Here is a 26,677-nt window from a genome sequence, read left to right as displayed (position 1 = left end):
ACCGTCATCTGCGGACAAGTAGCCCGGATAAGACGTTTACGTCGCAATCCGGGAATAATGAAAAGCTTAAGCCAGCTGCACCCCGGCTCGCGCTGCGCTTAGCCGGGCTACGGGTTTACCGTCATCTGCGGACAAGTAGCCCGGATAAGACGTTTACGTCGCAATCCGGGAATAATGAAAAGCTTAAGCCAGCTGCTTCGTCTCTGCATCTTTGCTGCTGTTCAGCGCCAGCGAGACCGCCAGCGTCTGGGCCAGGCACAGCGAGGCCACCTGCGAGCGGAAACCATCAACCTGCGCCTCGCGCACCACAAAGCAGACGTCGCTGAAGGCCGCCAGCGGGCTGACCTGGCTGTCGGTAATCGCTATCTGTCGTGCTTTACGCTGCGCGCCGAGCTCCACCAGTTCAACCACTTCCCGCGCATACGGAGAGAAGCTCACCGCCACCACGACATCTTTCGGCCCGACCAGGCTCAGCTGCTCGGTAAACATGCCGCCCAGACCGTCAATCAGGAACGCTTTACGGTCCAGATGGCGCAGGGCGTAGGTCAGATAGGAGGCGACGCTAAAGGAGCGGCGCAGGCCAATAACGTAGATATTCTCCGCTTCCGCCAGCAGCGCGACCGCGCGCTGCAGATCGTCGCCGGAGGTCTGCATCGCCAGCTGCTGCAGCGCCTGGGTATTGACCATGGTGAACATATTCAGGATTTCGGTCGGCGTTTCCGGCGGGGTTGCGTCATCCGTCGTGGTCTGGCGGAACAGACGCGCGCGCTCGGTATAGTTAGCCGTCTCTTCCATCAGATGCTGCTTGAACATCTGCTTCATTTCGTTGAAGCCGCTAAAACCAAAGGCGTTAGCGAAGCGGATTAGCGTGGAAGGGGGGACGTCAGCTTGTTGCGCGATAGAGGCCACGGTGTCGAAAGCCACGCTATTGCTGTTATCGAGAATATAGCGGGCTACCTGTTTCAGGCGTTTGCTTAACGTGTCGTAGCGACGCCTGATTTCATCCTGCAAGATGGTAAGTTGGGTCGGATTATTGGCCATAGATTGCGCTCTGAGAAAATGAAAGGAATATAATTTCCAGTGTATCAAATGAAGCGAATTTTTCATTTACTACGATGAAATACGCGATTCATTTCACGAAGATCCAGAAAAAAGCCCGCATCTTCTGAAGAGGATGCGGGCCTGGGCGGAATCAGCCGCGGGCTTCTCGCCAGTAGCCGATGAGCGTGAGGTAGTTGCGTTTCACTTCGTTAATCAGCGCCTCGTCGCTGAGCTCTCCCTGCATCCAGCGCCGTGAAGGCTGGCCAAAAATGGTGCGTCCTACGGCAAAACCTTTGATCATCGGATGCTTCGCCGCTTCGGCAAAACCGGCGCGCAGACGGTCCGAAGGGGCGTCCAGGCCGAGGATTAAGATCCCGCGGCACCAGCTATCTTCGCGCGCGATCAGTTTGCCAATCCTTTCCCATTCCGCGCTCGACAGCGGCGGCAGCTTCCACCAGTCCGGCTGGATGCCCAGCTGATAGAAGTGCTCCAGCATGTCGTGGTAGTGGCGTTCATCTTTATCCGGGCCGTTTTCCGGCAGGATGATTTCCAGCAGCAGCTCATGCCCGGACTTGTTGCACGCCTGCCAGACCTCCAGCAGCAGCGCATCCTGTTCGGCGCGCAGCTCGGCCGGATCGGCCGGATGATAGAAGACCAGGCATTTCATCACGTGCTCCAGCGGCCAGTCGATCAGCTGGGAACCGATGTTGCCATGTTCCAGACGCAGCGGGCGAGAGCTCGGCATTTCAATCGGTCGACCAATCCACCAGCCCTTGCCGGTGATGGCATTGAGCGAGCGCTGGCCGTAGGTGCCATCGGCGAGGATGCCGCTGCGACCGTCAAGACCGGCTTCGTCTGCGGCGGCTTCCGCGGCCGCCAGCAGCAGCAGCTTCAACTGCGGAATGCAGGATTCATCACGCCCGGTTTCCAGCGCCAGATCTGCCAGCTGTTTACGGTGGTCAAAGGCGAAAATGCACAGCTCCGGCCATGCCTGGCGGCGGCTGGTGACGCGATGGAGATGGTTGAGACGATCGTCGATATCCGGACGCGGCACCGATTCTGCCCGCGACAGATAGTCGTCAAGCTCGGCTTTGGTCGGCATTGCGGGTGCGCAGCCGTGGCGTGAAACCACCAGCGCGCCGCAGGCGTTAGCGTAGCGGCAGGCCTGCTCCCAGCCTTCATCGTTAAGCCAGCCGCGCAGCAGGCCGGACATAAAGGCATCGCCCGCGCCCAGGACGTTAAGCACGTCTACGCGTACGCCCTGCTGCAGCGGCACGCTATCCCAGCTGTCGGGAATAGCGCCTTCCAGCACCACGCAGCCCATCGGACCGCGCTTGCAAACCAGCGTCGCTTTCGTGGCGTTACGCACGTTTTTCAGCGCGGTCAGGGTATCGGTGCTGCCGCCGGCAATATGAAACTCCTCTTCTGTCCCCACCACTAAATCGAACAGATGCAGGACTTCCTGCAGCTGGCTGGTCACCTGGCCGGATTCAATGAAACGCGTTTCACCGTCGCCTAAAGACGTTAACCCCCAAAGCACCGGACGATAGTCGATATCCAGTGCGGTACGCAGGCCGTGGCGGCGGGCGTACTCCAGCGCCTTCAGCACCGCTTCGCGCGTGTTAGAGTGCGAAAGGTGGGTGCCGGTTACCGCCAGCGCCCGGGAAGAGGCGATGTACTCTTCCTTAATATCTTCTGGCGAAAGGGCCATATCGGCGCAGTTATCGCGGTAAAAAATGAGCGGAAATGTCTCCTGATCTTTAATCCCCAGCATCACTAACGCCGTCAGGCGCTGCTTATCGGTGATCAGATATTCGGTATCGACGCCGGCGCGGCTGAGCGTTTCGCGTAAAAAACGACCATTGTGCTCATCGCCCACGCGGGCAAGCATCGCCGATTTTAATCCCTGTATAGCGGTGCCGAAGGCGACGTTGCCGGAAGAGCCACCCAGGTACTTAGAAAAACTGGCAACATCTTCCAGCCTCGCGCCAATCTGCTGGGCATAGAGATCGACTGCCACCCGGCCAATACAGATGACGTCGAGTCGCTTTACTGCTGCATTCATAGCTAGGGTTTCCTTTTGCATTTCTGCTGTACGGAAGAGTCGGGATGCCGACAGCGTCTCCGAAAACAGCCTGAGGGTTATTGGTTATCTCTAGTTTGAGAAATAAATATTTCATTTGCAAACTAGATCGAAATTAAAAAACCAAAAATGTGAGGGATATACCACTATGCCGCGCTGAGCCTCATTCTGCCTCGGATCCAGGGCTGCGGCTGAAAGTTGAACTGGAGTCCGTTTAGACGCGGTCTTTACCTATGATTTTTAAGGGGATATTAAGAGGTGGGCCGCGTAATTTGCGCGTTATCCCGTATACAGGATGCGAATGAAACGGGTGAAATGCATAGAGAGTTTGATCGCTCTCGCAAAATGAAATATTTCTTCTGTATTTCTATTTAATGAAAAAAATGTTTGCCTATAATCCAGAAGTATTCCAGTGACGTTAACGATTTCCCTGACTCATCGCTGTATCGCTGGGCAGGGCAAAACGCGAACCCACACGCAAATACTGAACAATAAGGATTGGGCAACATGGGCAAACTGAGACTGACAATGGCGCAGGCGCTGGTGAAGTTCCTGGATAACCAGTACCTGGAAGTCGATGGCGAAGAGCATAAGTTCGTCAAAGGCATCTTTGCTATCTTTGGCCACGGCAACGTGCTGGGAATGGGCCAGGCCCTTGAACAAGATAGCGGTGAAATGCGGGTCTATCAGGGGCGTAACGAGCAAGGGATGGCGCATGTCGCCACCGGTTTTGCCAGACAGTCCCTGCGTCGTCAGATTATTGCCTGCACCTCCTCCATTGGCCCCGGCGCGGCGAATATGATTACCGCTGCCGCCACCGCGACCGCCAACCGCATCCCGCTGCTGCTGCTACCGGGCGATGTGTTTGCGACCCGCCAGCCTGACCCGGTGCTGCAGCAAATCGAACAGAGCCACGATCTCAGCATTACCACTAACGACGCGTTTCGCGCGGTGAGTAAATACTGGGATCGCATCACCCGTCCGGAACAGCTGATGAGCGCCTGCATCAACGCCATGCGCGTGTTGACCGACCCGGCGGAAACCGGTGCGGTCACGCTCTGTTTGCCGCAGGATGTCCAGGGCGAAGCCTGGGATTATCCGGAATCCTTCTTTACCCGCCGGGTACACCGCCTTGATCGCCGTCCGGCCAGCGCCGCGCAGCTGGCGGATGCCGTGGCGGCGATTAAAGCCAGCCGTAAGCCGCTGATCGTCTGCGGCGGCGGGGTGAAATACTCCGGCGCCGGCGAGGCGTTGACCCGTTTTGCCGAGCGCTACGGCGTGCCGTTTGTCGAAACTCAGGCGGGTAAAGGCAGCGTTGTCTCTTCGCATCCGTATAACGTGGGCGGCGTCGGCGAAACCGGCTGCCTGGCGGCGAACCTGCTGGCGAAAGAGGCGGATCTGGTCATCGGTCTCGGCACGCGTTTCAGCGATTTCACCACCTCGTCAAAATGGATTTTCCAGCACCCGGGCGTGCGCTTCCTCAATATTAACGTCAGCAACTTCGACGCCTGGAAGCTGGATGGCATCCCGATGCTGGCGGATGCCCGCGAAGCCCTCACCGCCCTGGACGACGCCCTGTCCGGCGAATCCTGGCAGGCTGGCTGGGGCGAGCAGATTGAAAGCGTACAGAGCCGCCAGCTGAAAGAGACCCAGCGCGTTTACCAGGCGGTGTGGCAGGAAACCGCTTTCGTCCCGGAAATCGACGACCATCTGGATCGGGAATCGGTGTATCGCGAATTTCGTCAGATAACCGACTCCACCCTGACGCAAAGCAGCGTCCTTGGCGTACTCAACGAAACGCTGCCGGCGGATGCGGTGATTGTGGCGGCGGCGGGTAGCCTGCCGGGAGACCTGCAGCGCGTCTGGCGCAACCGGGCCACCAACACCTATCACGTGGAATACGGCTACTCCTGCATGGGGTACGAAGTCAGCGCCGCGCTGGGCGTGAAGTTAGCCCAACCGCAAAGCGAGGTCTATTCGCTGGTCGGCGACGGCTCGTTCATGATGCTGCACTCCGAGCTGGTGACCTCCCTGCAGGAGCGCGCGAAGATCAATATCGTGCTGCTCGACAACATGGCCAACGGCTGCATTAACAACCTGCAAATGGAGCACGGTATGGACAGCTTCGGCACCGAGTTCCGCTTCCGCTGCGCCGAATCGGGCCAGCTGCAGGGCGGCCTGGTGCCGGTAGATTTCGCCACCGTCGCTGCCGGCTACGGCTGCAAAACCTGGCGCGTCACGACGCTAGAAGAACTACGCCACGCGCTGGACGCCGCGCGCCGCGAAACCGTCAGCACCCTGATAGACATTAAAGTGCTGCCGAAAACCATGGTGCACAAATACGGCAGCTGGTGGAACGTCGGCGTCGCGCAGTCTGCGCTCTCCGAGCGGATCCGCAAGGTGGCGCAAATGATCAATGAAAAACGCGCTCAGGCGCGGGATTACTAAAACAGAACACAAACCCTGAACCCTACAAATCTCGGGAGAAAACCAACTATGTCACTCAAATTAGGTGTCATCGGTGCCGGCGCTATCGGTAAAGAGCATATCCGTCGTTGCACTCAGGTACTGCAGGGAGCCACGGTAGTGGCGGTTTCGGATATCAACGAAGAGAACGCCCGCGCCGCGGTTGCGCTGCCGGGCGTACATGCCGAAGTGTACGCCGACGGTCATGACGTGATTAAGGCCAGCGACGTGGACGCTATTCTGGTCACCTCATGGGACCCCACCCACGAAGAGTACACCCTGGCCGCCATCGCCGCCGGGAAGCCGGTGTTCTGCGAGAAGCCGCTGGCGATGAGCGCGGAAGGCTGCCGCCGCATCGTTGATGCGGAAATGAAGGCCGGTCGCCGCCTGGTGCAGGTTGGATTTATGCGCCCTTACGACGAAGGCTATCTGGCGCTCAAAAAAGTGATCGATGACGGCGACATCGGCGCGCCGCTGATGCTGCGCTGCGCGCACCGCAACCAGTCGGTGGGCGAGGATTACATCACCAACATGGCGATCACCAACACCCTGATTCACGAACTGGACGTTCTGCGCTGGCTGCTGAATGACGACTATGTTTCCGTGCAGGTGCGCTTCCCGCGCTCCACGTCCCACACCCACGCGCGCCTGAAAGACCCGCAGATCGTGTCGTTTGAAACCAAAAAAGGCACGCTGATCGACGTGGAAGTCTTCGTGAACTGCCAGTACGGCTACGACATCCAGTGTGAAGTGGTAGGGGAAACCGGGATTGCCCGCCTGCCTGAGCCGTCGGCTGTGCAGATGCGCAAAGCCGCTAACCTGTCGACCGCTATCCTGACCGACTGGAAGGATCGCTTTATCAAAGCGTATGACGTTGAACTACAGGCCTTTATCAATGATGTTCAGGCCGGCCAGCTGCACGGCCCATCGGCGTGGGATGGCTACGCGGCGTCCGTTGCTGCCGACGCCTGTATCAAAGCCCAGGAAACCAGCGAGCCGGTTGAGGTGACGCTGCCGGAATGCCCGGCATTCTACAAACGCTAATCCCGCTTTGCTGACGGAACTTCTTTGCACAGGTAACGACGATGAAAATTGCTTTTGACGTTGATGTCATTAAAGACCTCGGGGTAACCCGAATGGTCCATCAGGTGGCGGAGTGGGGCTACAAGTACATTGAGCAATCGCCGCATCCGCAGATCAACCCGTTCTACAAGCACCCGCGCGCCAGCCGGGAAATTATGGCTGAGTACAAGCAGGCGCTGCGCGATACCGGCGTGGAGCTCTCCTCGTTTATCTGCGTCTACCGCTGGTCCGGTCCGGATGAGCTGCGCCGTCAGGCGGCAGTGAAAAACTGGAAACGGCTGATCGAAATCGCGGTTGAAATGGGTGTACAGGTGATCAACACCGAGTTCTCCGGCGATCCTAACCAGCCGGAGATTTGCGATGAGATGTTCTATCGCTCCATGGAAGAGCTGCTGCCGATTTTTGAGCGCGAAGGCATCCGTGTTGAAATTCAGGCACATCCGTGGGACTTCTGCGAAGAGAACAACGAAACCGTCGATATCGTGAAGTCGTTCCGCAGCGATAACGTTAAGTACGTTTACAGCGTCCCGCATACCTTTTTCTATGACAAAGGCGTGGGCGACGTTGAGAAGATGCTGCGCTACGCGGGAAGCGATCTCTCCCATGTGCTGATCGCGGATACCCGCAACCATACAAAACACTGCCGCTATATCGTTAACCCACCGGGCGTAGATGCCGTCGTTCACCAGCACGTGGGCGTCGGAGAAGGGGATGTTGATTTCGACGCGCTGTTCCGCACCCTGCGCGATATGAAATTTGCCGAGCAGACCTTCAAGGTCGGCGGTGAGCCGATTGTGGCCACCTCGCTGTTCGGCTACCCGGAAAAGATGAAATACCAGGCAGTGGAAACCCGTGAACTCATCGAACGTGAATTGCTGCGCCGGTAAGGCGCAGCGGCAGGAGCCCCCTACTATGAACAAAGATAACGTAAAACTGGCTATCGCCCCGATTGGCTGGACTAACGACGATATGCCGGAGCTGGGCAGCGAGAATACTTTCCAGCAAATCGTCAGCGAAATGGCGCTGGCGGGCTTTACCGGCAGCGAAGTCGGCAGCAAATATCCACGCGATCCGGCGGTTCTCAAGCCGATGCTGGATATCCGCGGCATTCAGATTTGCAACGCCTGGTTCAGCACCTTTTTTGCTAACGGCCAGCGGGAAAAGACCATTGATGAATTCGTTAACCACATGAATTTCCTGCATGCTATGGGCGCGAAAGTGATCGGCTGCTCTGAGCAGAGCGGCAGCATCCAGGGGCTGGAAAAGCCCATCCTGGAGAATGCGAAACCGTGCTTTAGCGAAGAAGAGTGGCAGCGGGTGGCGGAAGGCTATAACACCCTCGGTCGTCTGGCGGCGGAAAAGGGCATGCAGGTTTGTCTGCACCACCATATGGGTACCGGTATTCAGACGACGGCAGAGATCGACAAGTTTATGTCGCTGGTGGATGACAAAGTCTTCCTGCTCTACGACACCGGACACGCCTGGTATTCCGAAGGCGGCGAAGAGCCGATGCTGGCGATTCTGAAAAAATATCTGCCGCGCATTAACCACGTGCACCTGAAAGACGTGCGTCCGCCGGTGATCGAGCAGGTGCGTCGAGAAGGGCTCTCCTTCCTGGACGGCGTGAAGAAGGGGACCTTCACCGTGCCGGGCGACGGCGTCATTGATTTCCGTCCGGTGTTCAAGCTGCTGGACGAGCATGGTTATAAAGGCTGGATGGTGGTTGAGGCCGAGCAGGATCCGGCGCTGGCCAACCCATTCGAATACGCCGTAAAAGCGCGCAAATATATCCGCGAGACGGCAGGAATCTAATCGTTGTTTTATTTTCAGGCCATACATCGTATGGCCTGCTTTTTTTACCCCATCACTCAGCAGTAGCTCAAGACGTAGAACGAAAACAACACGTCGGTGAGGCCTCGGCCTCTGCATTCAGACTAGAGCAAATCTTCCCTCAAACAAGGCGGGTTACTGGAGTCTATTATGTCTAAGGAACAATATCTTACACTCAATAAAGCGTCGGGACCGAATAGCGAGACCCCGACAACGCCCTTTGTAAAAGTTGTCGCCCTGATCGCGACGCTTGGCGGTTTACTTTTTGGCTATGATACCGGGGTGATTTCCGGTGCCTTACTCTTTATGGGCACCGAGCTTCATCTTACTCCCTTTACCACCGGTCTGGTCACCAGCTCGCTGCTATTCGGCGCCGCCTTTGGCGCGCTGCTTTCTGGCAATCTGGCGAATGCAGCGGGCAGAAAGAAAATTATTCTGTGGCTGGCGGTGCTTTTTGCCATCGGCGCGATAGGCACCTCTATGGCGCCGGACGTTAACTGGATGATTTTCTTTCGTCTTATTCTCGGCGTGGCGGTCGGCGGGGCGGCGGCCACCGTTCCGGTCTATATTGCCGAGATAGCTCCCGCGAATAAGCGCGGACAGCTGGTTACTTTGCAGGAGCTGATGATCGTATCCGGTCAGCTGCTGGCCTATATTTCTAATGCCACGTTCCATGAAGTCTGGGGCGGGGAAAGCACCTGGCGCTGGATGCTGGCGGTGGCGACGCTACCCGCCGTGCTGCTCTGGTTTGGCATGATGTTTATGCCGGATTCACCGCGCTGGTACGCGATGAAAGGGCGCCTGGCGGAAGCCCGTCGCGTGCTTGAGCGCACCCGGCATAAAGATGATGTTGAGTGGGAGCTGCTGGAGATCACCGAAACGCTGGATGAGCAGCGCAATCTCGGTAAGCCCCGGTTCAGCGAGATTATGACCCCGTGGTTGTTCAAGCTGTTTATGATCGGTATTGGTATAGCGGTTATCCAACAGCTTACCGGTGTAAATACCATTATGTACTATGCCCCCACGGTACTGACCTCGGTTGGTATGACTGATAATGCCGCGCTGTTTGCCACTATCGCCAATGGCGTAGTCTCCGTATTGATGACATTCGTTGGCATCTGGATGCTTGGCAAAATTGGCCGTCGCCCGATGACCATGATTGGTCAGTTTGGCTGCACCGCTTGCCTGGTCTTTATCGGTGCGGTCAGCTATCTGCTGCCGGAGACGGTTAACGGCCAGCCTGATGCGCTGCGTGCCTATATGGTTCTGGCAGGGATGTTACTGTTTCTGAGCTTTCAGCAGGGGGCGCTATCGCCAGTGACCTGGCTGCTCATGTCGGAAATATTTCCAACTCGCCTGCGCGGTATTTTTATGGGGGGGGCGGTATTTTCAATGTGGATTGCCAACTTCCTGATCTCCCTGTTCTTCCCGATACTGCTGGCGTGGTTAGGGCTTTCAGGCACCTTCTTTATCTTCGCCGGTATTGGCGTATTTGGCGCGATATTCGTAATTAAATGCGTACCGGAAACCCGCCACCGTAGTCTTGAACAAATCGAGCACTATCTGCGGGATAAGCTGGACACCAGTGAAGAAGGGCAGGCCGCCAGGGCCCGGCGAATAGTGGCTGAATCGCAGGCGGATAAAGTGTAACGCTGATTGCCAACGATATCTGCGATGCTGGAGCGGTGCTCAGCGGTCTGCACGGACCGGGCTAATGAGCCGTATCGAACGATCCCCTCCCCTTGAAAAGGGGGAGGGGGCACACTGCTTCCGTACGGTATTGCAGAAGATACCTCAGCTATCTGCGGGGATAGTGAGGGAAAGGCCTACTTCACTTCCGCCAGCGCGGTCTTATCGACGTAGGGCTTCATCAGCGCATCGGCTTCCTTCTGCGCCGCCTGCACCGCGGCTTCCGGGGTGACTTTGGCATCGTTGACCACCGCGGCCAGCTGGTTTTCCATCGCTTTACGCACGGCAACGGTCTCCCAGGTGGAGTACCATGGATGGGCATACTTCAGCTGTTCGAGGGCGATAGCCGCGCGCGGATCCTGCTGCAGATACGCCTTCATTTCCGGCGTATCGTAGGCGGCCTTACGCGGGGAGAAGTAGCCGGTAAAGCGGCTCCAGGCGCCGTTGACCTGCGGGCTCACCAGATACGTCAGGAACTGATACGCCGCTTTTTTCTGCGCGTCGTTGATGCCCTTGAAGCTCACCAGGCTGGCGCCGCCGATCGGTACCGCGCGCTGCTCTTTGGCCGGCAGCATCGCCACGCCCAGCTCAAAATCTTTGCTGTTCTCGCGCATAAAGCCCAGCGCGCCGGTGCTCAGCATCGCCATCCCGACTTTGCCGGAGAAGAAGCTGGCGCCGATCTGTTTCGAATTCAGCACGCCGGAAGGCATGACTTTGTCTTTATAGACCAGGTTCTGCCAGAAGCGCAGGGCGCCGATGGTGGTTGGCGTGTTGTAATAGACTTCGCCCGGATAGTCCTCGTTAAAGTATTTCCCGCCGTTGGCGCGCACCAGCGCCGAGAAGATCCAGCCGCCGTAATCATCGTTGGTCGACGGCAGCATGATCCCCCACTGGCCTTTGCTTTCGTCGGTCAGCTTTCTGGCGTCCGCCAGCAGCTCGGCCCAGGTTTGCGGCGGCTGTTTGATCCCGGCCCGATCGAACATCGTTTTGTTGTAGTAGAGGATCGGCGTCGAGTTATGGAACGGGATCGCATAGGTGGTGCCCATCACCTGGGCGTTTTTATGCATTGCGGGCCAGAACGCCTTCACCAGAAAATCCCCCGCTTTTTGATCGCCATACTGGAACAGCTCGTCCATCGGCAGGATCTCATCCTTCAGCGCCAGATCGGTGGTGAAGTTAGCGGACATAATCACCAGCGCGGGCGGCTGCCCGGCCTTCTGCGCCGATTCGGCTTTGATCTTGGTGGTGTCGTAGTTGCCGGTAAAGATCCCGCGCACTTCGACATCCTGCTGCGACTCGTTGAATTGCTTAATGACGCGGGTCATCTCCATGGTCAGCTTGCCGTCCACCGGCGCCGGAAACATGAAATCGATCTTCTCTTTCGCCAGCGCCGCGCCGCTCAGGGCAAGGCTGAGCCCAACCGCGAGAGCGGTGAGAGGTTTAAACATGGTCTGTCTCCATCAGTAAATTATGCTGGGTCTCAGCATGAAAAAGATGCACATCGGCAGGTGAAAAGCCGAGGATCAGCGAATCGCCTTTCTCCGGCACCGCGCCGCGATGGCGACGGCTAAAGCGTAAGGTGCCGATGGGGGTGCTGACGTGGAGCAAATAATCGGCTCCCATCAGTTCTCGTTGCAGCACGGTGGCGGGCAGGCGCAGATGGCTCTCCTCCACGCGGTCGCTGATATGTTCCGGGCGAATGCCTAACCACACCCGGGATTCTTCACGGTAGCTCGGCGGCAGCGGATAGCGCAGCTCACCCAGTAATACCTCACCATCAGCGCAGGGCAGCGGGAGCAGATTCATCGCCGGAGATCCGATAAACCCGGCGACAAACAGGTTGGACGGGTTGGCGTACAGATACTCCGGTCGCCCGACCTGCTGTACGTGGCCGCCGTTCATCACCACGATGCGGTCGGCCATCGACATCGCTTCCGTCTGGTCGTGGGTGACGTAGACGGTGCTGGTTCTGAGCTGCTGGTGGAGGTCCATAATGCTGTCGCGCACTTCGCTACGCAGGCGGGCGTCGAGGTTGGAGAGCGGCTCATCCATCAGGAACAGGCGCGGATTGCGCACAATCGCCCGCGCCATCGCCACCCGCTGCCGCTGGCCGCCGGAGAGCTTCGCCGGTTTGCGATCGAGCAGGGTATCCAGCTGCAGCATCTGCGCGACTTTATCCACCCGCGGTTGCCAGCTGGTCTTCTCCTCTTTGCGCACCTTCATGCCGAAGGTGATGTTGTCGCGCACCGACAGGTGCGGAAACAGCGCATAGTTCTGGAAGATCATCGCGAAATTACGCTCTCTGGGCGACATCTCGGTGATGTTCTCATCGTGCAGCCAGATCTCCCCCTCGCTGACCGGCTCCAGCCCGGCGAGCAGGCGCAGCAGGGTGCTTTTACCGCAGCCGGACGGACCCACCAGCACCACGAATTCCCCTTCGCGAATATCCAGCGACAGGGCGCTGAGGGCCGGTTTACCGTCAAACTGTTTACTGATGTTTTGCAGACTAAGCATGGCGTTTAGCAATCTTCCGTTGGGCAGCTGATATTTTCGTCGTACATCCACGGTCCGGCGTAGTGGGTCAGAGGATGCTGATAGCTCACCCACTGCTCGTCGACCTGGCGATGCATCAGGCACGACGCCGGAGAAAGGTCGTAATACGGACGGGTATCTTCATGAAAGTAGGGCACCTGGTGGACGGTTCCCGGGATGGTGGAGATGATGGCCTGGCGATACTGGGTCATGGTCAGGCTGTGGTTATGGCCGCAGAAAATGCGCGTCAGCGACGGGAAACGCTCAACCAGCGCCAGCAGACGATGGCCGTTTTCGCAGGCGATAGGGTCCATCTGCGCGTTGCCCAGCGGCAGCGGCGGATGATGCATAAACACCGTCGCCGGTTTATCGCCGCCATCAAACAGCTGAGCCTCCAGCCACTTGATGGTTTCCTCGGTCAGCCAGCCTTTCGACGTACCCGCCCGGCTGGAGTCGATAAACAGCAGGCGAGTGGCAAAATCGTCTACCGCGTAGTGCATGTTTTGCGCATCGCGGCCGAGCTGCGGGCACAGCGGATTCAGGTATTCCAGAAACAGCGCTTTATCGTCGTGGTTGCCGGGAATGAGATACAGCGGATAGTTCAGGCTGCCGAGGATCTGGCGGGCGACCTCATACTCTTCCGGGCGGCCGCAGTTGACGATATCGCCGCTCACCACCACCGCGTCCGGACGCTCCTGCAGGGCATTCAGCTGGGAGACGACGTCGGCATTGGCGGCGTTGACGTCAATAAAGCCGTACAGCTTCTGGCCGCGGCTGCGGAAATGGGTATCGGAAATTTGCGCTAACAGCATGAAGAGCTCCTTATTTTATCCCGGAGAAGCCGAAGCTTCGCAGGAACTGTTTCTGGAAGAGGATGAACGCCAGCATCAGCGGCAGGCAGACCATCAGCGTGCCGGCGCCGATGATGCCCCACTGACCGCCGGATTCTGCGCCCATGGCGAACGAGACCAGCCCCACGGTTAGCACCTGTTTGTCCGGGTCGTTCAGCATCATCAGCGGCCACAGATACTCGTTCCAGTGGTAGGTAATGCTGACGGTGGCGAAGGCCAGCACCGACGGCCAGGACATCGGCAGCAGCACGCGGAACAGCACCTGCCACCAGCGACAGCCCTCCATCAGCGCCGCCTCTTCCAGCTCTTTGGGTATGGCCAGAAACGCCTGACGCATCAGGAACACGCCGAACGCCGAGGTGAAGTAGGGCATCATCACCCCGGTGAGGGTGTTGAGCAGGCCGAAGGTTTTCAGGGTCAGCATGTTCGGCACCATCATCACCACCGGCATGATCATCAGCTGGACGAGGAACATCAGGAACAGCGTCTTCTTGCCGCGGAACTCGTGGCAGGCGAAGACGTAGCCGGCGGTGGTGATGGTCAACAGCTGCACGAAGAAGGTGCCGAAAGTGAAGATAAGGGTGTTGGCGTAGAGGCTCAGCCAGTCGGCGCTGGCCCAGGCATCGCGGAAGTTATCCAGCGTCAGCGGCATACGGGGCAGCAGCGAGGCCATATCCTCGCCGAAGGTCGTGGCGCTGAACGAGGTCGCCAGCATCCATAAAAACGGGCTCATCCACAGCAGCGCCAGGCAGCACATTAATACCGTGAGCGTAAAGGGCTGCGAGCGGCGCAGGCGCAGCCAGAGCGGGCGCGATACGCTGTGCGATCGCAGCGCCAGCGGCGAGATTTCAGCGCTCATAGTGCGCTCCTTTCTCCAGCAGTTTGAGGTTAATCAGCGAGAAGGCAAACAGCCCGGCCAGCGTCAGGAAGGTGGCGGCGGAAGCTTTACCTAAATCATGGGTGTCCCAGGCGAGGTTCTGGATGTAGTAGAGCAGCACGGTAGTGGCGTTATCCGGCCCGCCGCGGGTCATCACCGCCACGTGGTCGATCTGGGTGATGGAGTAGATCAGCGCCGTGGTTATCACAAAGCTCAGGGTCGGGCGCAGCAGCGGCAGCGTGACCTTAAAGAACACCTGCGTGCGGGTGGCGCCTTCCACGATCGCCGCTTCGCGCGTGGAGGCCGGAATGCTTTGCAGCCCGGCGAGGAAAAACAGCATGTAGTAACCGGCGAACTTCCACACGCCAATCAGCGCCAGCGCCAGCAGAGCGCTGTTGCTGCGCCCCAGCCAGTTGTTGTTCATCGGGCCAAACAGCTTCGCCAGATAGTGGTCGAGCAGGCCAAGGCCGGGCATAAAGATAAACAGCCACAGCGCGGCGGCGCTGACCATCGGGATAATCATCGGGAAGAAGAAGGCGGTGCGCAGCCAGCGGTTGACGCGGTGATTCTCTGTCAGGGCGACCGCCAGCAGCAGGGCGAGCGTCACGCCCGGTACCACCGTCAGCAGGATATAAAGCAGGTTATTCACCAGCGACTGCCAGAAGACGCTGTCGGCGAACAGACGACTGAAGTTCTCCAGCCCGACATACTGGCCGCCGTCGCTGACCATGCGGGTATCGAACAGGCTGTCATAAATCGATCGCCCGAGGGGGAACCAGGTAAACAGCAATAAAAACAGCAGGGAAGGCGACAATATCAGCCAGGGGAGCCAGGTTTTTCTCATGGTGGCGGACGTCTCATTCAGGCGTTTGTAGAAGCCCGGATTGTGAGAAGGATTGACTGCAAACGTATGGCGGGGAGATGACGGTTTAATGACCAGGGAAACAAGCGCCGGGCAGACGGGCCGCCCGGCATCACCCCGGTCAGTGGCGTTCAGGCCGCGCGGCTGCGGCCTGAAGCATGACGAGGGTTGATCAGAAGTCGGCTTTCAGCACCACGCGGTAGCGGGCCTTGCCCTCGCGAACGTGCTTCAGCGCCTCGTTGATCTGCGACATCGGGAACAGCTCGGTGGTCGGCGCGACTTTGCTGCGTCCGGCAAATTTCATCAGCTTGCGCAGCTCGGCCGGGTTGCCGGTGGCCGAACCGGAGATGCTGCGGTCGCCGCCAATCAGGGTAAAAGCGGGGACCGGGAACGGCTTCATCACCGCGCCGACGGTGTGGAAGTTGCCGCCGTACGCCAGCGCTTCAAAGTACGGCTGCCAGTCGAGGTCGACGGCGACGGTGTTGATAATCAGGTCGAACTGGCCGGCCAGCGCCTTTAAGGCTTCGGGATCGCGGCTGTTCACCACGCGATCGGCGCCCATTGCCAGCACTTCCTGCGCTTTCGCCGGATTGGAGCTAAAGGCGGTGACTTCCGCGCCCATCGCGTGCAGCAGCTTGATGGCGATATGGCCGAGGCCGCCAATGCCGATGACGCCGACGCGGCTGTTGGCCGTGACGTGATGCATCAGCAGCGGTTTGAAGACGGTAATGCCGCCGCAGAGCATCGGCCCGGCGGATTCAAGATCGACGTTTTCCTGCAGCGGGATCACCCATTGCCAGTCGGCGCGCAGCTTATCGGCGAAGCCGCCGCGGTTGATGATGGTGGGCACCGAGCCTTCCAGGCAGTTCACGTGGTTGCCGCTGATACAGGCGTCGCAGTGGCCGCAGCTGCGCGCCGTCCAGCCAATGCCGACCTTCTGGCCAACCTTCAGCCCTTTATCCTGCGCCGCGCTGCCCAGCGCCGCCACCCGGCCAATCACCTCGTGACCGGCCACCAGCGGATAGCTCGACATGCCCCATTCGTTGTCGATCATCGACAGGTCGGAGTGGCAGATCCCGCAGTACTCCACCTGCACTTCGACATCTTCCGGCTTAAGGTCGCCGGCATCGTATTCCCACAGCGACAGATCGGCGCCCGCTTCTTTGGCGGCGTAACTTTTAATAGTGCTCATGACAGTTTCCTTGGGTTTGGCGTAGTTAAGAAGGAAGTGTAGAGCATGGGGCGAGGGGACGCTTGGCAGAAGGAGGGGGGGAAGCTTGCGCAAGCCGGCTTCTCTGCGAGAGAGAAGCCATCGCGACAGTTCAGCTTTTGAGTAACAGCGCGTTGAGCCAGATTTCGCTCCGCTCCGGGCGCTTATCCACCGTCTGCCACATGTTGGCGATACGGATATCCGCCAGCGGTTCGATCAGCGCCGTCAGCCCTGCTTCGTCGAGATCGGTAAACCGCCGCCCCTCTTTTTCTCGCTCGCCTGAACCGTATTTAAATGAGACGTACCAGACGCCGCCGGGTTTGAGGGCCGTAGCCAGTTTGTGCATCACTCCCGGCAGCTCCGCGGCGGGAACGTGCAGCAGCGAAGCGCAGCACCAGATGCCGTCATACCGCGCGCTTTCGCTGATACTTTGAAAGGTCGCCTGACGCACGGCCAGCCCGCTGTGTTGCGCAGCCCGCTCGACCATTGCCGGTGAGGCGTCAAACGCCTCGACCCGGTAGCCCATATCGGCAAAGGCTTTTGCATCGCGTCCGGAGCCGCATCCCGCATCGAGGATCAGCCCGTTCGGTTCAATTGCCCCGATAAAAGGCGCGTACAGAGAGGTCATATCGACAGCGACGGTTGAAGCCACAAAGCTGTCAGCGTTCTGCTGGTAGTAGTTGATTGTCATCAGAATATATCCGTTCCGGCGGCCTGAGGTTCCCATTCATGAAGGAGCGTAATGCGCGCAGTGTTCCAGATTTTGGCGAGGAAGTCATCGCGGCGGGCGGTCGTGTTACCGGTCTGACGGATTAAGGTTTCACGCAAGGGAAGGTGGCTGGTAATAAAATATTCGTTTCTGTCGCGCAGGCGGCGCAGCAATTTTGCCGACGGTACCCGCATAAACTTGCCCTTCTCCCCGCGGTTGCAGCTCTTGCAGGCGAGAACCAGGTTCCAGACGCCGTTGATATTCGCCACTTCGCCGCGCGCCGCCCACGGGATAAAGTGGTCAACGTCGGCCAGGTTCTCATCCCCGCTTTCGAGACTAATCGGCGCATAGCAGTAAAAGCAGCGGCCTTTTTGGTAGCCGTTCAGGCTGTCGCGACAGCTGGAGATGGCAACCCGCCGGGTATTCAGGGTGCTGAAGAGCTGCTGTTCGGCGGCATCATATTCCACGGCGATCAGGCTGCTGGCGATGTTCATCGCCCACGCCTGCTCCACCAGACGCCAGCGGGCGTCCGTTTCGTGGATCAGGTTCTGGTACTGCTGGCGCTCCGTCAGAGAATAAAAGTCGTCGGTCAGACGGATACCCTGATGCGTTTTACGCTCGTCGATAAAAAAGCGCCTGGCGATTTCGCCCTGATTCACGTTATGAAATTTATCCAGCACCACGCTAAAGCCGAGCTTAACCGTTGCCGCGATGAGCTGATCCTGGGTTATCTCCTGGCGATTGAAGCGGCTACAGGCGCTGAGAAACTGGCTTTTTGGCGACGTGATCTGTTTGGGGGCCTGCTCAAGATGGCGACACAGATGCTGGCTGAACGGCACCGCCAGCTCCTCGAGGCGTATCAGATCGCTACCGTCGCGGCGGATATCGTACAGCGCATGCGCCAGCGCAAACTTATAGGAGGCGACGTTTTTGCCAAAAAGAATAATGCCGCGCCAGTAGTTCTCCAGCGTCGGTTCGATCTGATAGAAGCGCATTGCGGAAATCCTGTTTTGGGAAAGTACAGGCGTTATTACGCGTACTAATAACAGGATCTGATAACAAATTGCCGAAAATGTAAACCGAATTGAGCCGTTTACAGGATTTTGCGAGCAGGCTCGGAGAAAGAGGAAACCGCGAGTGGGAAAGGTGAGAACGAGGGGTTTATATCTGGAACGTATTGAATGTTGGCCGAAATGCGGCTTGCGCTGTTTTTTTCAACACTTAGCGTGGCGATCGCACTCTGCCGCTTGCGCAGCAGCCAGTGACAGGTATAATCCAGAACGTTTTCCGTATCCTTTCCGTGCCGGAGTGGCGAAATCGGTAGACGCAGTTGATTCAAAATCAACCGTAGAAATACGTGCCGGTTCGAGTCCGGCCTTCGGCACCATTTGACATTTTTTTCACGTCCACTCAAGTCTATTTTTGTATACAAAATCAATAGATTACATAAGTTATACCTTTCTCATAGTCTCTTAAAGTCCACTAATGTCTATCTACATGTACCATCGTTTGATGGTATTTTTGCTGGTATCTTCGGTTCGATTTTGTTTGGTACCACCAAGGCGGGGAGGAAGTAATGGCTCTCACTGATATCAAGGTTAAGTCAATTAAGCCCACAGACAAATCTGTGAAGGTCACAGATGGTCAAGGGATGTTCCTTCTCGTTAAACCTAGCGGTGCGAAATACTGGCGGTTTCAGTATCGCTTTAGCGGCAAGCAAAAAGTATTAGCATTAGGGGTTTATCCTACGATTTCTCTCGCTGATGCTCGCAGAAAGCGTGATGAAGCCAGGAAGCTCATTTCCAATGGTATCGATCCCTCTGAGAAAAAGAAGGAAGACAAGATTGAGCAAAGTGGGGCACTGACTTTCGAAGCTGTAGCCAGAAACTGGCACGCAAACAATAAAAAATGGTCAGAAGATCATAGTAAACGTGTACTTAAAAGTTTGGAAGATAACCTTTTTCCCTTCATTGGCAAACGCAACATTGCTGATCTGAAGACTCGTGATCTTTTGGCTCCGGTTAGGACTGTTGAGATGTCTGGGCGCATTGAGGTTGCTTCTCGTCTTCAGCAGCGTACAACTGCAATTATGCGCTACGCTGTTCAAAGTGGCTTGCTCGACTACAATCCGGCACAAGAGATGGCTGGAGCTGTAGCGACGGCTAAACGCATTCATCATTAAATGACATGACTCCGGCTGAATTCATCCGAAGTCTCCGGAAAGACGAGGATCTCTGATTTAGCACTGCACTGAATTTGGGCCAGGGTCAGAAAGACGAGGATCTCTGATTTAGCACTGCACTGAATTTGGGCCAGGGTCAACATAAAGCAGTTAAGGGTAGTATTGTTAATAAGCTAATTATTATCGACTTTATATTTTTGCTATCTTTAATATAAGTAATGAAAGATTCGAACATATTCATTTTTACATCCATTTTAAGAGGAGCTTCGTATAAGATTACTATATATTTTATAATGTTATTTGGGTATCAGTAAAGGCTTTTATCTTTTTCAACTGAAAGGAAGAAAAAGCAAGGCAACTTGAGAAGCTACGCTTCGCAGAGTTAGCCCTTGCTGATATTATATTTGACAGGAATGATAACCGATGTTATCTATATTCTATAATAATTACAAGAGAGGTGCCGAATGAAAAAAGAATCTAAAATTGATAATGAATTTAAGGTCAATGCAATAATTTTATTATTATTGATGATCTTAATTCCGGGTGTTAGACTCATGGTATTAAGTATGATCTGCATTTTTGTTATCCCTGTCATATGCATAGACACATTCGATTATTTTAAAAAAAAGAATAACAGCAATTAATCTTTATTAATATAACGGGTTTTAAAGGTTCTATATGCAATAATAGCTTTTGCTGTTGTGCAAATTGCTATAAGGAACAGTATAAATAAGTTTAAATACTCAATTTTATTGCTTGCATACCAAAAGTCACTAAAAGAAACATTCAAAGGAACCTCCAAGAAAGTTTCATTAGGAAATAATATTTTATTTATAGCCAGATAGCTTGCATAAAAAAACAATAAAGAATCATTTAGGTCCTTGAATGATTCATCTATCTTCCATAAAACTAAAATCAACATTGCGATTGCGACTATGAAAGTTGTAAAGACATAAAATGTTGCTGGTTTTTCAGGTATGACTTGACCAATCAGACATAATATAATAATAGAAATTATGCTATATAATGCTTGCTTAATAAAATAATTGCCAAATGGTTTATAACTCTTCAAAAAACTTATAAATCGTTCCATTATATATACCATTTTATGGTTCGAATGTTAAAGAGAAGTTTAAAAAGGCCACGTCAAAGTGGCCAGAGATATAGTCAATTACAATATCTATCATTTGTTGTAAAATCATAAAACCCTATAACCGATTGGCCCGCTCGGCGAGGAGCATCAATGCAATTGAGCATTTTTTGAGTAATTTCGAATGCCCAAACACCAACAGATCTTAAAGTTCTTTCTTCTACATAAGCTGGCCATACCGTCCCATCGCTCATTTGAGTTAGCAAAAGAAAAACACGATTATTAGGGCTGGCTACAGGCATTAATTCAGTAGATAAACATGGCTGCTCATGCACTCTTGTTATTCTTCCTTCTTGTGGTCGTGCATCGGTCGGAGGTTCAAAGAATGAATCTTGACTATTAACAACCTGAGATACTGGGTCACGCCAATAAAATCGACCTGAATAAATTGTTACTGGACACATTACGCCACCCCGTCGGCGAGGTTCTGTTATTTGATTAGGAAACATTGCGTGAAAAATATGTTGTAAATCAGTATAGGAGCCAAAACGAAAGTCGCGAGCACCTCCGCCTGTATCGCTGTCATTGGAATCTGCATGTATTTTTCTTACATCGCCATCCACAATCTCTTTAAAAAGAATTCGTGAAACACTACTTGCTGTATTAGTCATTATTGACAACCTTTTTAGTAACGATACTACCTTCTTTAAAAATGGCCTGAGAAGATATATAAGCAACCGCACCACCAGATGTTGCTTCATCCTTTCTGACCTGCCATGTTGTTGAATTAAATCCAAGTTTTCTCGCTAATGTTGCTAATATCAAATCACGAGTTATCGTAGATTTTTTTTCGCCTCTTAGTGGCGTTTGACCTCTATCTAATAAAGGAAAATCAGACATAATGACTTCCATATCTTCAATACAAAGCCCATAAGCAATAGCTATTTCTGCATCTATTTCCGCTCTTAAATGGGATATTCTCATCAAATTTTCATATGAGTATCCAACATTGTCTAACGATGAGAGTTCTTTTGCTTTTTCAAGAAGACTATGCCATGGTAAGCCCCCTCTGATTATACGGGGGAAAGGTATGCTTTGTAATAAGAAATAGTTCACCGTAGTGGTCAAGATTCTGCGTATTGCCCAGTCAAATACAAAACTATTTGTTATGGCTAACCAAACATATAAACATTCATTATTGTTATCATCATAAAAAAGAATTGTTGGCACTTTATTACCACAAACTACATCTTCGGGTATTAAAGCGGCCATGAAGGTTCTTTCATTAGTTTGACCTGAAATATCACAAAACCCAACTCTTTTCGATTTAATTCTTTCATAGGTTGATGAAGATAGCTTACTTTTAGCAATCCAGAATTGTGGGCTAATTACTGAATTACCAATAGGGTAACTTTCCCAAAGAGCACTTCTCCCAGAGCCTGAAATATATCCTTTACAACCAAAACGATATTGTGAAACCATTCTTCCTTCGATTACAGGTATATGATTAGATGTAAACGTTTTTTGGAAATTTATTTTATCTTTCGTCATATCAACTTCACGACTAAATTTAACATTCCAACCTGATTGTTTATCGTCCCACTTAATGCCTGAATCGTATAATGATAAAAATAGTCGCCATTCAGTAATGTTCTTTACTTCTGGAATACTAAAATCTGGTCTAATATTCGCCAAAGCTTTACGTCCTATATAAACATTACCTAACGTCTCTAAACCAATTAGGTTTCCTTTCTCATGAGTTAGATGTAAATTTTGCTTACTATAATCAATAGAATCATATTTTTTTTGCAAAGATAGAATTAAAAATTTAAAACGGCTATCAATTTCAAAAAACTTTGCTTTATTATCAATCACTGAAACTTTTACATCTTCACTTTCAGAAATAAGTTTATTTCTCACATAGCTTGAACCTTGAGAACGGATAAAACCACCAGGAAGGATCGCAACAGTCACTCCACCCTTTCTACAAATCCTGAAAAAGAGCTCGGTGAATGCGATATACAAGTCAGGCTCGCCAAATCCTAATGACGGATATCTTGTCAGAAGTTTTTTATTATATTTAGCGATTGCATTTTGTTTTTCTCGGAATTCATCACTATCAAAAGGTTCTGTACTTTGTCCGTAATGTCTTTTAATTCCTGATGATTTTAAAAATTCATGCTTAGTTATTTTTATTTTTTCCCAAGGAGGGTTGCCTATAACGGCATCAAAACCATCTTTATTCAAATTCTTCCAAAAAAGATCATTCTGGATTAAGCTGTCACCGCAAAACCAATGGCCTTTCATAATCTTTAAGATGTAAAGATCATTAGTAAATGCAGCTAAACTTAGTAAAGCTCCACGTAAAGAGTTACTAGAAAGATCACAGGCATATACAGAGTTTTGCAGCCATGACTTAGCAATATTTCTATCTTTTCCACAGATCTCGATTGTAAGTGCAACTAACAGTATCCCTGTTCCACAAGCGGGATCAATAACCTTACTTGTAGAATTAACCTTGTTATTGCTAATACATTGGTTAGCTATTCGTTTAGCAAGACGAAAATCAGTGTGATAGGCCCCTGTTAATTTACGATCATTTTCAATTAAATTTTCACGGGCTAAAATACTTAGAATGATTTGTGGAGGGATTGGGATAGTAGCTATCAAGCTCACTAATTTTTCTGATTTATTCAGTATATCAGTTAAGATATATTTCTCGCATGATTTATTAAATTCATTTTGAAATTCTAAATAATCGAACCCACCAAATCTTGAGGATACAGCTTCTAAAAGAAGCATTCTAGCCTCAAATCTATTCAAAGAATACTTGATGACATACTCGCCAGTGAATCTTGCAAGCAAATCCTCTGCTTCTTTTGTCAGATCATGCTCTAATGGGCGAGGTGCTGCCATTTCTTAATCCTATAAAATTCAAAATATGTTTCTGATATCTCTATTTTATAGGACTATTTATCAATTTCAACCAAAAACTCATTCACATTACTTATTGATTTTAAAGCTTTTTTATTGGGTTCGTATCTGTTAATCTCTCCTAAAGAGCTGACTTTGACCATACCTAAATTATTAAAAGCCGCTATCATTTCATCCATTTTGATGTGACCGTCATTACTATAGGAAACAAGCACTTTCTTGGCCTGAATTTCTGATACCAAGTTACTCAATGTTATCAAGGCCTTACGTTTGTAGCAAAAAGCAGATGCCTTATCTTTCCAAGGTCTTAGCCCTGAAACGCCCTCTATTATAGGCTCATCTCCAAAGGCGATGGTTTCTAAAATATGATAATAGCTTGCATATTGTCTTTTGGTATATGGGGGGTCTAAATAAACTAAGTCATAGGCTTTGTTTTTAACAGAAAAGACATCTCCAATGGATACGTCTATCTTGATATTATAATTTTTTAATTTACGACATTCTAATTTTAAAAAACCTTTTGATTGTGGTGTCCATTTTGAAAGAAAACAACCAAACGTACCGGCTATATTAGCTATTCTATTTATTGCTTTCAGAAGATCTGCGATAAGAAGTCGCTCTTCAGTATTACTAATTGTAGAAGCATCTCTCCAGTCTTTAATCTGCCTCCGTATGCTATCAATCTTTACGGCATTCTCTTCTGAAAAATATTTCCTCTCAATACCATAAAACTTTAATGAGGCTGGGCTATATGCCCTCCATACGAACCCCGGTTCTAAGATAACAGAGTTTAATTTTTCAATTGCTTTATTGTATCCTCCTAAATTTTCAAAAGAGACTTGATGCGTACTCATTAGTCTTGCTTCTGAGGTTATGACGGCAGAATGAAGAATATCATTGATTCTGATATTCCAACCCAGTTCGGCAGCGGCCTCTGCAACAGAGCCTGTACCGCAAAAGGCATCAATGAAATATGATTCTTTAGTGTATGGTGTTCCGATAAACTCACCAATTTGATCTACTAATCTGGCTTTTGACCCTATATATCTGAATGACATGTTATTCGCTGCTATTCCATAAATTTTATCAATTATACTATTATCTTGAGTAAAAGCAATAATACTATGAGTGCTCTAAAAATATCAATACTTCAAATTATTTTATTCTGGTAATAAGTGTATTTGACTCTCTATTTATACAAATGACATCATCTGTTAAGTGTGTGATAATATATAAGTTGTTTTAATCTTTATAATACAAAAATCAAATGTATTTAAATTGATTTGTTTAAGAGGGTTGTATGAATAAACTTATAGACATTTCTAAAAACGGATTCAGAGTTTGTGAGTCACGCCAAAATGAACTTGATATTGCTTTTATTTCGCTCAGGCTTGCGCTTAAATCATATTTTTCTACTTATCGTGATCTCAAACTAAATTTGTCATCCCTTAATAGTAATATTTTCAATGTTGAAGATGTTGATAAAAATTATTCACTTTCTTATTATGAGTCTTGTACAGAGACTATCGTTCATTTTCAGCATTTTTTTGAACTTGTCTGTAAACATATATTAAAAAACGAACACCCCCTTTTAGCTAATGTAGCATCAAAAAAAGCCGTTGTTCTATCAAAGCTTTTGAAAGGCGAAATTCTAAGTGAGATTGAAGATAATAGTCTACAGTCAATAGAGTTCAGCGAAGCAATTTCCAGACTTCTAGAGTTGATAAAAAATGAAAGTATCAATGATTTTAAATTATTAAATTTTATCCTTTCTGGTGAACAAGTGCTGAGAACTGTGAATTCACTAAGGAATAGAATCTGGCATAGAGGGCTTTTTGTTTTACGCTACGAAGCACTTGATGAGTTAGTTTGCCGATTTATTTTACATTTAGTCAATGAATTTTTATCTCTTAATCTATTTTATGGTAATGAAATAAATTGGAAATATAAAGATCTACACTGTAATATTGACCCGATATCTGAATTGATCAATATGGATTTCGATAAAGGATTTGAGTTGGATAAAATTGCATTTTTAAAAGAAATGGGAAGGGCTGCATATTATAATCCTTTATATGAAACTGTTTTAAAAAGAACAGGAAGACAAAATTTCTCTTCCTTATTGGATAATGCTTCTATTCAAAAAGCTGAGGATGTTGCTAATCAGGAACTACAGAAGCATCATGCAAAGTTGAAGGCTTGCCCTGTATGCGGTGTAAATTCTTTGATTTTATACCCTGAATCAGATTGTGAGTATAATAATGACTACGAGGTAAGCAATGTCATTACTTATATATGGAAAATAACATGTGAATGCTGTGGGTTTTCGTTACATAATGAATTTAAAAATGCGAAAGATTATGGTTTCAATAATATTGAAGATTTTTGGGGGTAAATTCCCTCTGATTTCTTAATAAAGTAATGAAGCCCTGCATTAACTATGTAGGGCTTCATTTAAACTTTAATATATGTTTTATGTTTATTTTTCTTGTTGTTCTTTTTGTCTTTTCGCCAGTTCTAGTATTTCTTTCAGATATTGCAAATGATTTGCTACATTTTTAAGTGCTAATGCCCCAAGTGATAACCCTAAAAGAAAAGCCAGTCCAAATACGATTAATGTATTTGCTGTGCCGGAATTGAAGATCCCTTTTGATATGGTATCACCCAATTTGTCTAACCCACCAAAACCTTGAACTGCTGAGTATGCTAATCCAATTATTGATAAGACAGCAGTTTTTTCTCCAAAGAAATCATTTATTCTTGATTTCACTCTTTGTATCTTTATGCTTAACCAATCTATTGAATATTTTAATTCAGTCAACGAGTAAGGCATTAGTTTTTCTATATTTTGTTCATCATTATCAATTTCACAAATTAGGTCATTGAAAATTTCCTTTTTGAAGTTGAGCATGAACTTCACACCTGGAATTATAGGTGTAAACAAATAAACTATACCGGCAATGGAATTTAGGGCATACAGAACGAGTGCTGGTAAAAGAAATGGCTCCTTGGGAAGGTCACAAATTTTATAGATAACTGCCATTATCACCATTAAAACAAGAGAAATGAGTGATGTTAGAAATGAATATACTTGAACCTTTCTAAGCAAGTTGCTTTTTTTATTTATTTGATTATAGGGAGCATAAGAATTCATTTTACTTATTGTTTTGATGATTTGATTTACTCTATACATTGTTTATAATTCCATTAATAAACTATTGCTTAGGAGCCTTGATTA

At 51.0% G+C, this 26,677-nt stretch carries 21 protein-coding genes, 1 tRNA gene and 1 pseudogene; 8 read left to right on the top strand and 15 right to left on the bottom strand.

Annotated features, from left to right (window positions below; translation table 11 throughout):
* Nucleotides 1-183 precede the first annotated feature (183 nt).
* Nucleotides 184-1,041: a MurR/RpiR family transcriptional regulator gene (locus ACESQ2_RS22590; protein ID WP_004098142.1), complete on the bottom strand. Its 858-nt coding sequence runs from the start codon at nucleotides 1,039-1,041 to the stop codon at nucleotides 184-186.
* Between the two features lie 151 nt (nucleotides 1,042-1,192).
* Complete coding sequence (gene iolC, locus ACESQ2_RS22585) at nucleotides 1,193-3,106, bottom strand: 5-dehydro-2-deoxygluconokinase (protein WP_373171328.1); 1,914 nt, start codon at nucleotides 3,104-3,106, stop codon at nucleotides 1,193-1,195.
* Between the two features lie 525 nt (nucleotides 3,107-3,631).
* Between iolC and iolD the strand changes: the two genes are divergently transcribed.
* The 5 genes from iolD (at nucleotide 3,632) to ACESQ2_RS22560 (ending at nucleotide 10,153) form a co-directional block, all read left to right on the top strand.
* Nucleotides 3,632-5,572 carry a 3D-(3,5/4)-trihydroxycyclohexane-1,2-dione acylhydrolase (decyclizing) gene (iolD, locus tag ACESQ2_RS22580; RefSeq protein WP_373171327.1) on the top strand — a complete coding sequence of 647 codons (1,941 nt, stop codon included), beginning with the start codon at nucleotides 3,632-3,634 and terminating at the stop codon, nucleotides 5,570-5,572.
* A gap of 48 nt (nucleotides 5,573-5,620) precedes the next feature.
* Nucleotides 5,621-6,634 (top strand): Gfo/Idh/MocA family protein, encoded by a 1,014-nt coding sequence (locus ACESQ2_RS22575; RefSeq protein ID WP_004098145.1) that lies wholly within the window; start codon nucleotides 5,621-5,623, stop codon nucleotides 6,632-6,634.
* A 41-nt stretch (nucleotides 6,635-6,675) separates the two neighbouring features.
* Complete coding sequence (locus ACESQ2_RS22570; RefSeq protein ID WP_004098146.1) at nucleotides 6,676-7,560, top strand: sugar phosphate isomerase/epimerase family protein; 885 nt, start codon at nucleotides 6,676-6,678, stop codon at nucleotides 7,558-7,560.
* A 25-nt stretch (nucleotides 7,561-7,585) separates the two neighbouring features.
* Nucleotides 7,586-8,485, top strand: coding sequence for a myo-inosose-2 dehydratase (gene iolE, locus ACESQ2_RS22565; RefSeq protein WP_004098147.1), 900 nt, complete (start codon nucleotides 7,586-7,588; stop codon nucleotides 8,483-8,485).
* A 168-nt stretch (nucleotides 8,486-8,653) separates the two neighbouring features.
* The gene (locus tag ACESQ2_RS22560; protein ID WP_014837228.1) at nucleotides 8,654-10,153 is read left to right on the top strand and encodes a sugar porter family MFS transporter; all 1,500 of its coding nucleotides are present in this window, start codon (nucleotides 8,654-8,656) and stop codon (nucleotides 10,151-10,153) included.
* A 176-nt stretch (nucleotides 10,154-10,329) separates the two neighbouring features.
* On the opposite strand, the gene ACESQ2_RS22555 is transcribed toward ACESQ2_RS22560, so the two are convergent.
* From ACESQ2_RS22555 to ACESQ2_RS22520, 8 genes are all read right to left on the bottom strand, one after another.
* Nucleotides 10,330-11,640 (bottom strand): ABC transporter substrate-binding protein, encoded by a 1,311-nt coding sequence (locus tag ACESQ2_RS22555; protein ID WP_014837229.1) that lies wholly within the window; start codon nucleotides 11,638-11,640, stop codon nucleotides 10,330-10,332.
* Complete coding sequence (locus ACESQ2_RS22550; RefSeq protein ID WP_373171326.1) at nucleotides 11,633-12,706, bottom strand: ABC transporter ATP-binding protein; 1,074 nt, start codon at nucleotides 12,704-12,706, stop codon at nucleotides 11,633-11,635. The genes ACESQ2_RS22555 and ACESQ2_RS22550 overlap by 8 nt, the downstream gene beginning before the upstream one ends.
* Nucleotides 12,707-12,711: 5 nt before the next feature.
* Nucleotides 12,712-13,536: a phosphodiesterase gene (locus ACESQ2_RS22545; protein WP_219677756.1), complete on the bottom strand. Its 825-nt coding sequence runs from the start codon at nucleotides 13,534-13,536 to the stop codon at nucleotides 12,712-12,714.
* Between the two features lie 10 nt (nucleotides 13,537-13,546).
* Nucleotides 13,547-14,434 (bottom strand): carbohydrate ABC transporter permease, encoded by an 888-nt coding sequence (locus ACESQ2_RS22540; protein ID WP_014227686.1) that lies wholly within the window; start codon nucleotides 14,432-14,434, stop codon nucleotides 13,547-13,549.
* On the bottom strand, nucleotides 14,424-15,296 hold the full coding sequence (locus ACESQ2_RS22535; RefSeq protein WP_014227687.1) for a carbohydrate ABC transporter permease: 873 nt from the start codon (nucleotides 15,294-15,296) through the stop codon (nucleotides 14,424-14,426). Before ACESQ2_RS22535 ends, ACESQ2_RS22540 begins: the two co-directional genes overlap by 11 nt.
* Nucleotides 15,297-15,486: 190 nt before the next feature.
* Nucleotides 15,487-16,506: an NAD(P)-dependent alcohol dehydrogenase gene (locus ACESQ2_RS22530; RefSeq protein ID WP_373171325.1), complete on the bottom strand. Its 1,020-nt coding sequence runs from the start codon at nucleotides 16,504-16,506 to the stop codon at nucleotides 15,487-15,489.
* Between the two features lie 130 nt (nucleotides 16,507-16,636).
* Complete coding sequence (locus ACESQ2_RS22525) at nucleotides 16,637-17,215, bottom strand: class I SAM-dependent methyltransferase (RefSeq protein WP_373171324.1); 579 nt, start codon at nucleotides 17,213-17,215, stop codon at nucleotides 16,637-16,639.
* Nucleotides 17,215-18,228, bottom strand: a complete 1,014-nt coding sequence (locus ACESQ2_RS22520) for an HNH endonuclease domain-containing protein (RefSeq protein ID WP_004128309.1) — start codon at nucleotides 18,226-18,228, stop codon at nucleotides 17,215-17,217. Before ACESQ2_RS22520 ends, ACESQ2_RS22525 begins: the two co-directional genes overlap by 1 nt.
* A 307-nt stretch (nucleotides 18,229-18,535) precedes the next feature.
* On the opposite strand from ACESQ2_RS22520, the gene ACESQ2_RS22515 reads away from it, so the two are divergent.
* Both ACESQ2_RS22515 and ACESQ2_RS22510 read left to right on the top strand, forming a co-directional pair.
* Nucleotides 18,536-18,620, top strand: a tRNA-Leu gene (locus ACESQ2_RS22515).
* Nucleotides 18,621-18,809: 189 nt separating this feature from the next.
* Nucleotides 18,810-19,409: pseudogene (locus ACESQ2_RS22510) on the top strand (tyrosine-type recombinase/integrase); the annotation flags it as partial.
* A gap of 646 nt (nucleotides 19,410-20,055) precedes the next feature.
* Here the strand turns inward: ACESQ2_RS22510 and ACESQ2_RS22505 are convergent.
* From ACESQ2_RS22505 to ACESQ2_RS22490, 4 genes are all read right to left on the bottom strand, one after another.
* On the bottom strand, nucleotides 20,056-20,508 hold the full coding sequence (locus ACESQ2_RS22505) for a hypothetical protein (RefSeq protein WP_373171323.1): 453 nt from the start codon (nucleotides 20,506-20,508) through the stop codon (nucleotides 20,056-20,058).
* 74 nt (nucleotides 20,509-20,582) lie between these two features.
* The gene (locus tag ACESQ2_RS22500) at nucleotides 20,583-21,176 is read right to left on the bottom strand and encodes a hypothetical protein (RefSeq protein ID WP_373171322.1); all 594 of its coding nucleotides are present in this window, start codon (nucleotides 21,174-21,176) and stop codon (nucleotides 20,583-20,585) included.
* Nucleotides 21,169-23,421, bottom strand: coding sequence for an Eco57I restriction-modification methylase domain-containing protein (locus ACESQ2_RS22495; RefSeq protein WP_373171321.1), 2,253 nt, complete (start codon nucleotides 23,419-23,421; stop codon nucleotides 21,169-21,171). The genes ACESQ2_RS22500 and ACESQ2_RS22495 overlap by 8 nt, the downstream gene beginning before the upstream one ends.
* A 53-nt stretch (nucleotides 23,422-23,474) precedes the next feature.
* Nucleotides 23,475-24,497: a DNA adenine methylase gene (locus ACESQ2_RS22490; protein ID WP_373171319.1), complete on the bottom strand. Its 1,023-nt coding sequence runs from the start codon at nucleotides 24,495-24,497 to the stop codon at nucleotides 23,475-23,477.
* Between the two features lie 242 nt (nucleotides 24,498-24,739).
* On the opposite strand from ACESQ2_RS22490, the gene ACESQ2_RS22485 reads away from it, so the two are divergent.
* Nucleotides 24,740-25,834, top strand: a complete 1,095-nt coding sequence (locus ACESQ2_RS22485) for a hypothetical protein (RefSeq protein WP_373171318.1) — start codon at nucleotides 24,740-24,742, stop codon at nucleotides 25,832-25,834.
* A gap of 84 nt (nucleotides 25,835-25,918) precedes the next feature.
* Here the strand turns inward: ACESQ2_RS22485 and ACESQ2_RS22480 are convergent, their stop codons facing one another.
* Complete coding sequence (locus ACESQ2_RS22480; protein WP_373171317.1) at nucleotides 25,919-26,632, bottom strand: hypothetical protein; 714 nt, start codon at nucleotides 26,630-26,632, stop codon at nucleotides 25,919-25,921.
* Nucleotides 26,633-26,677: the final 45 nt, after the last annotated feature.

The organism is Klebsiella sp. Q11, assembly GCF_964241505.1.
In the GTDB taxonomy this organism is placed as follows: domain Bacteria; phylum Pseudomonadota; class Gammaproteobacteria; order Enterobacterales; family Enterobacteriaceae; genus Klebsiella; species Klebsiella michiganensis.
Note: the sequence above shows the minus strand (reverse complement) of the source record. Positions and strands in the feature narration are given on the sequence as shown.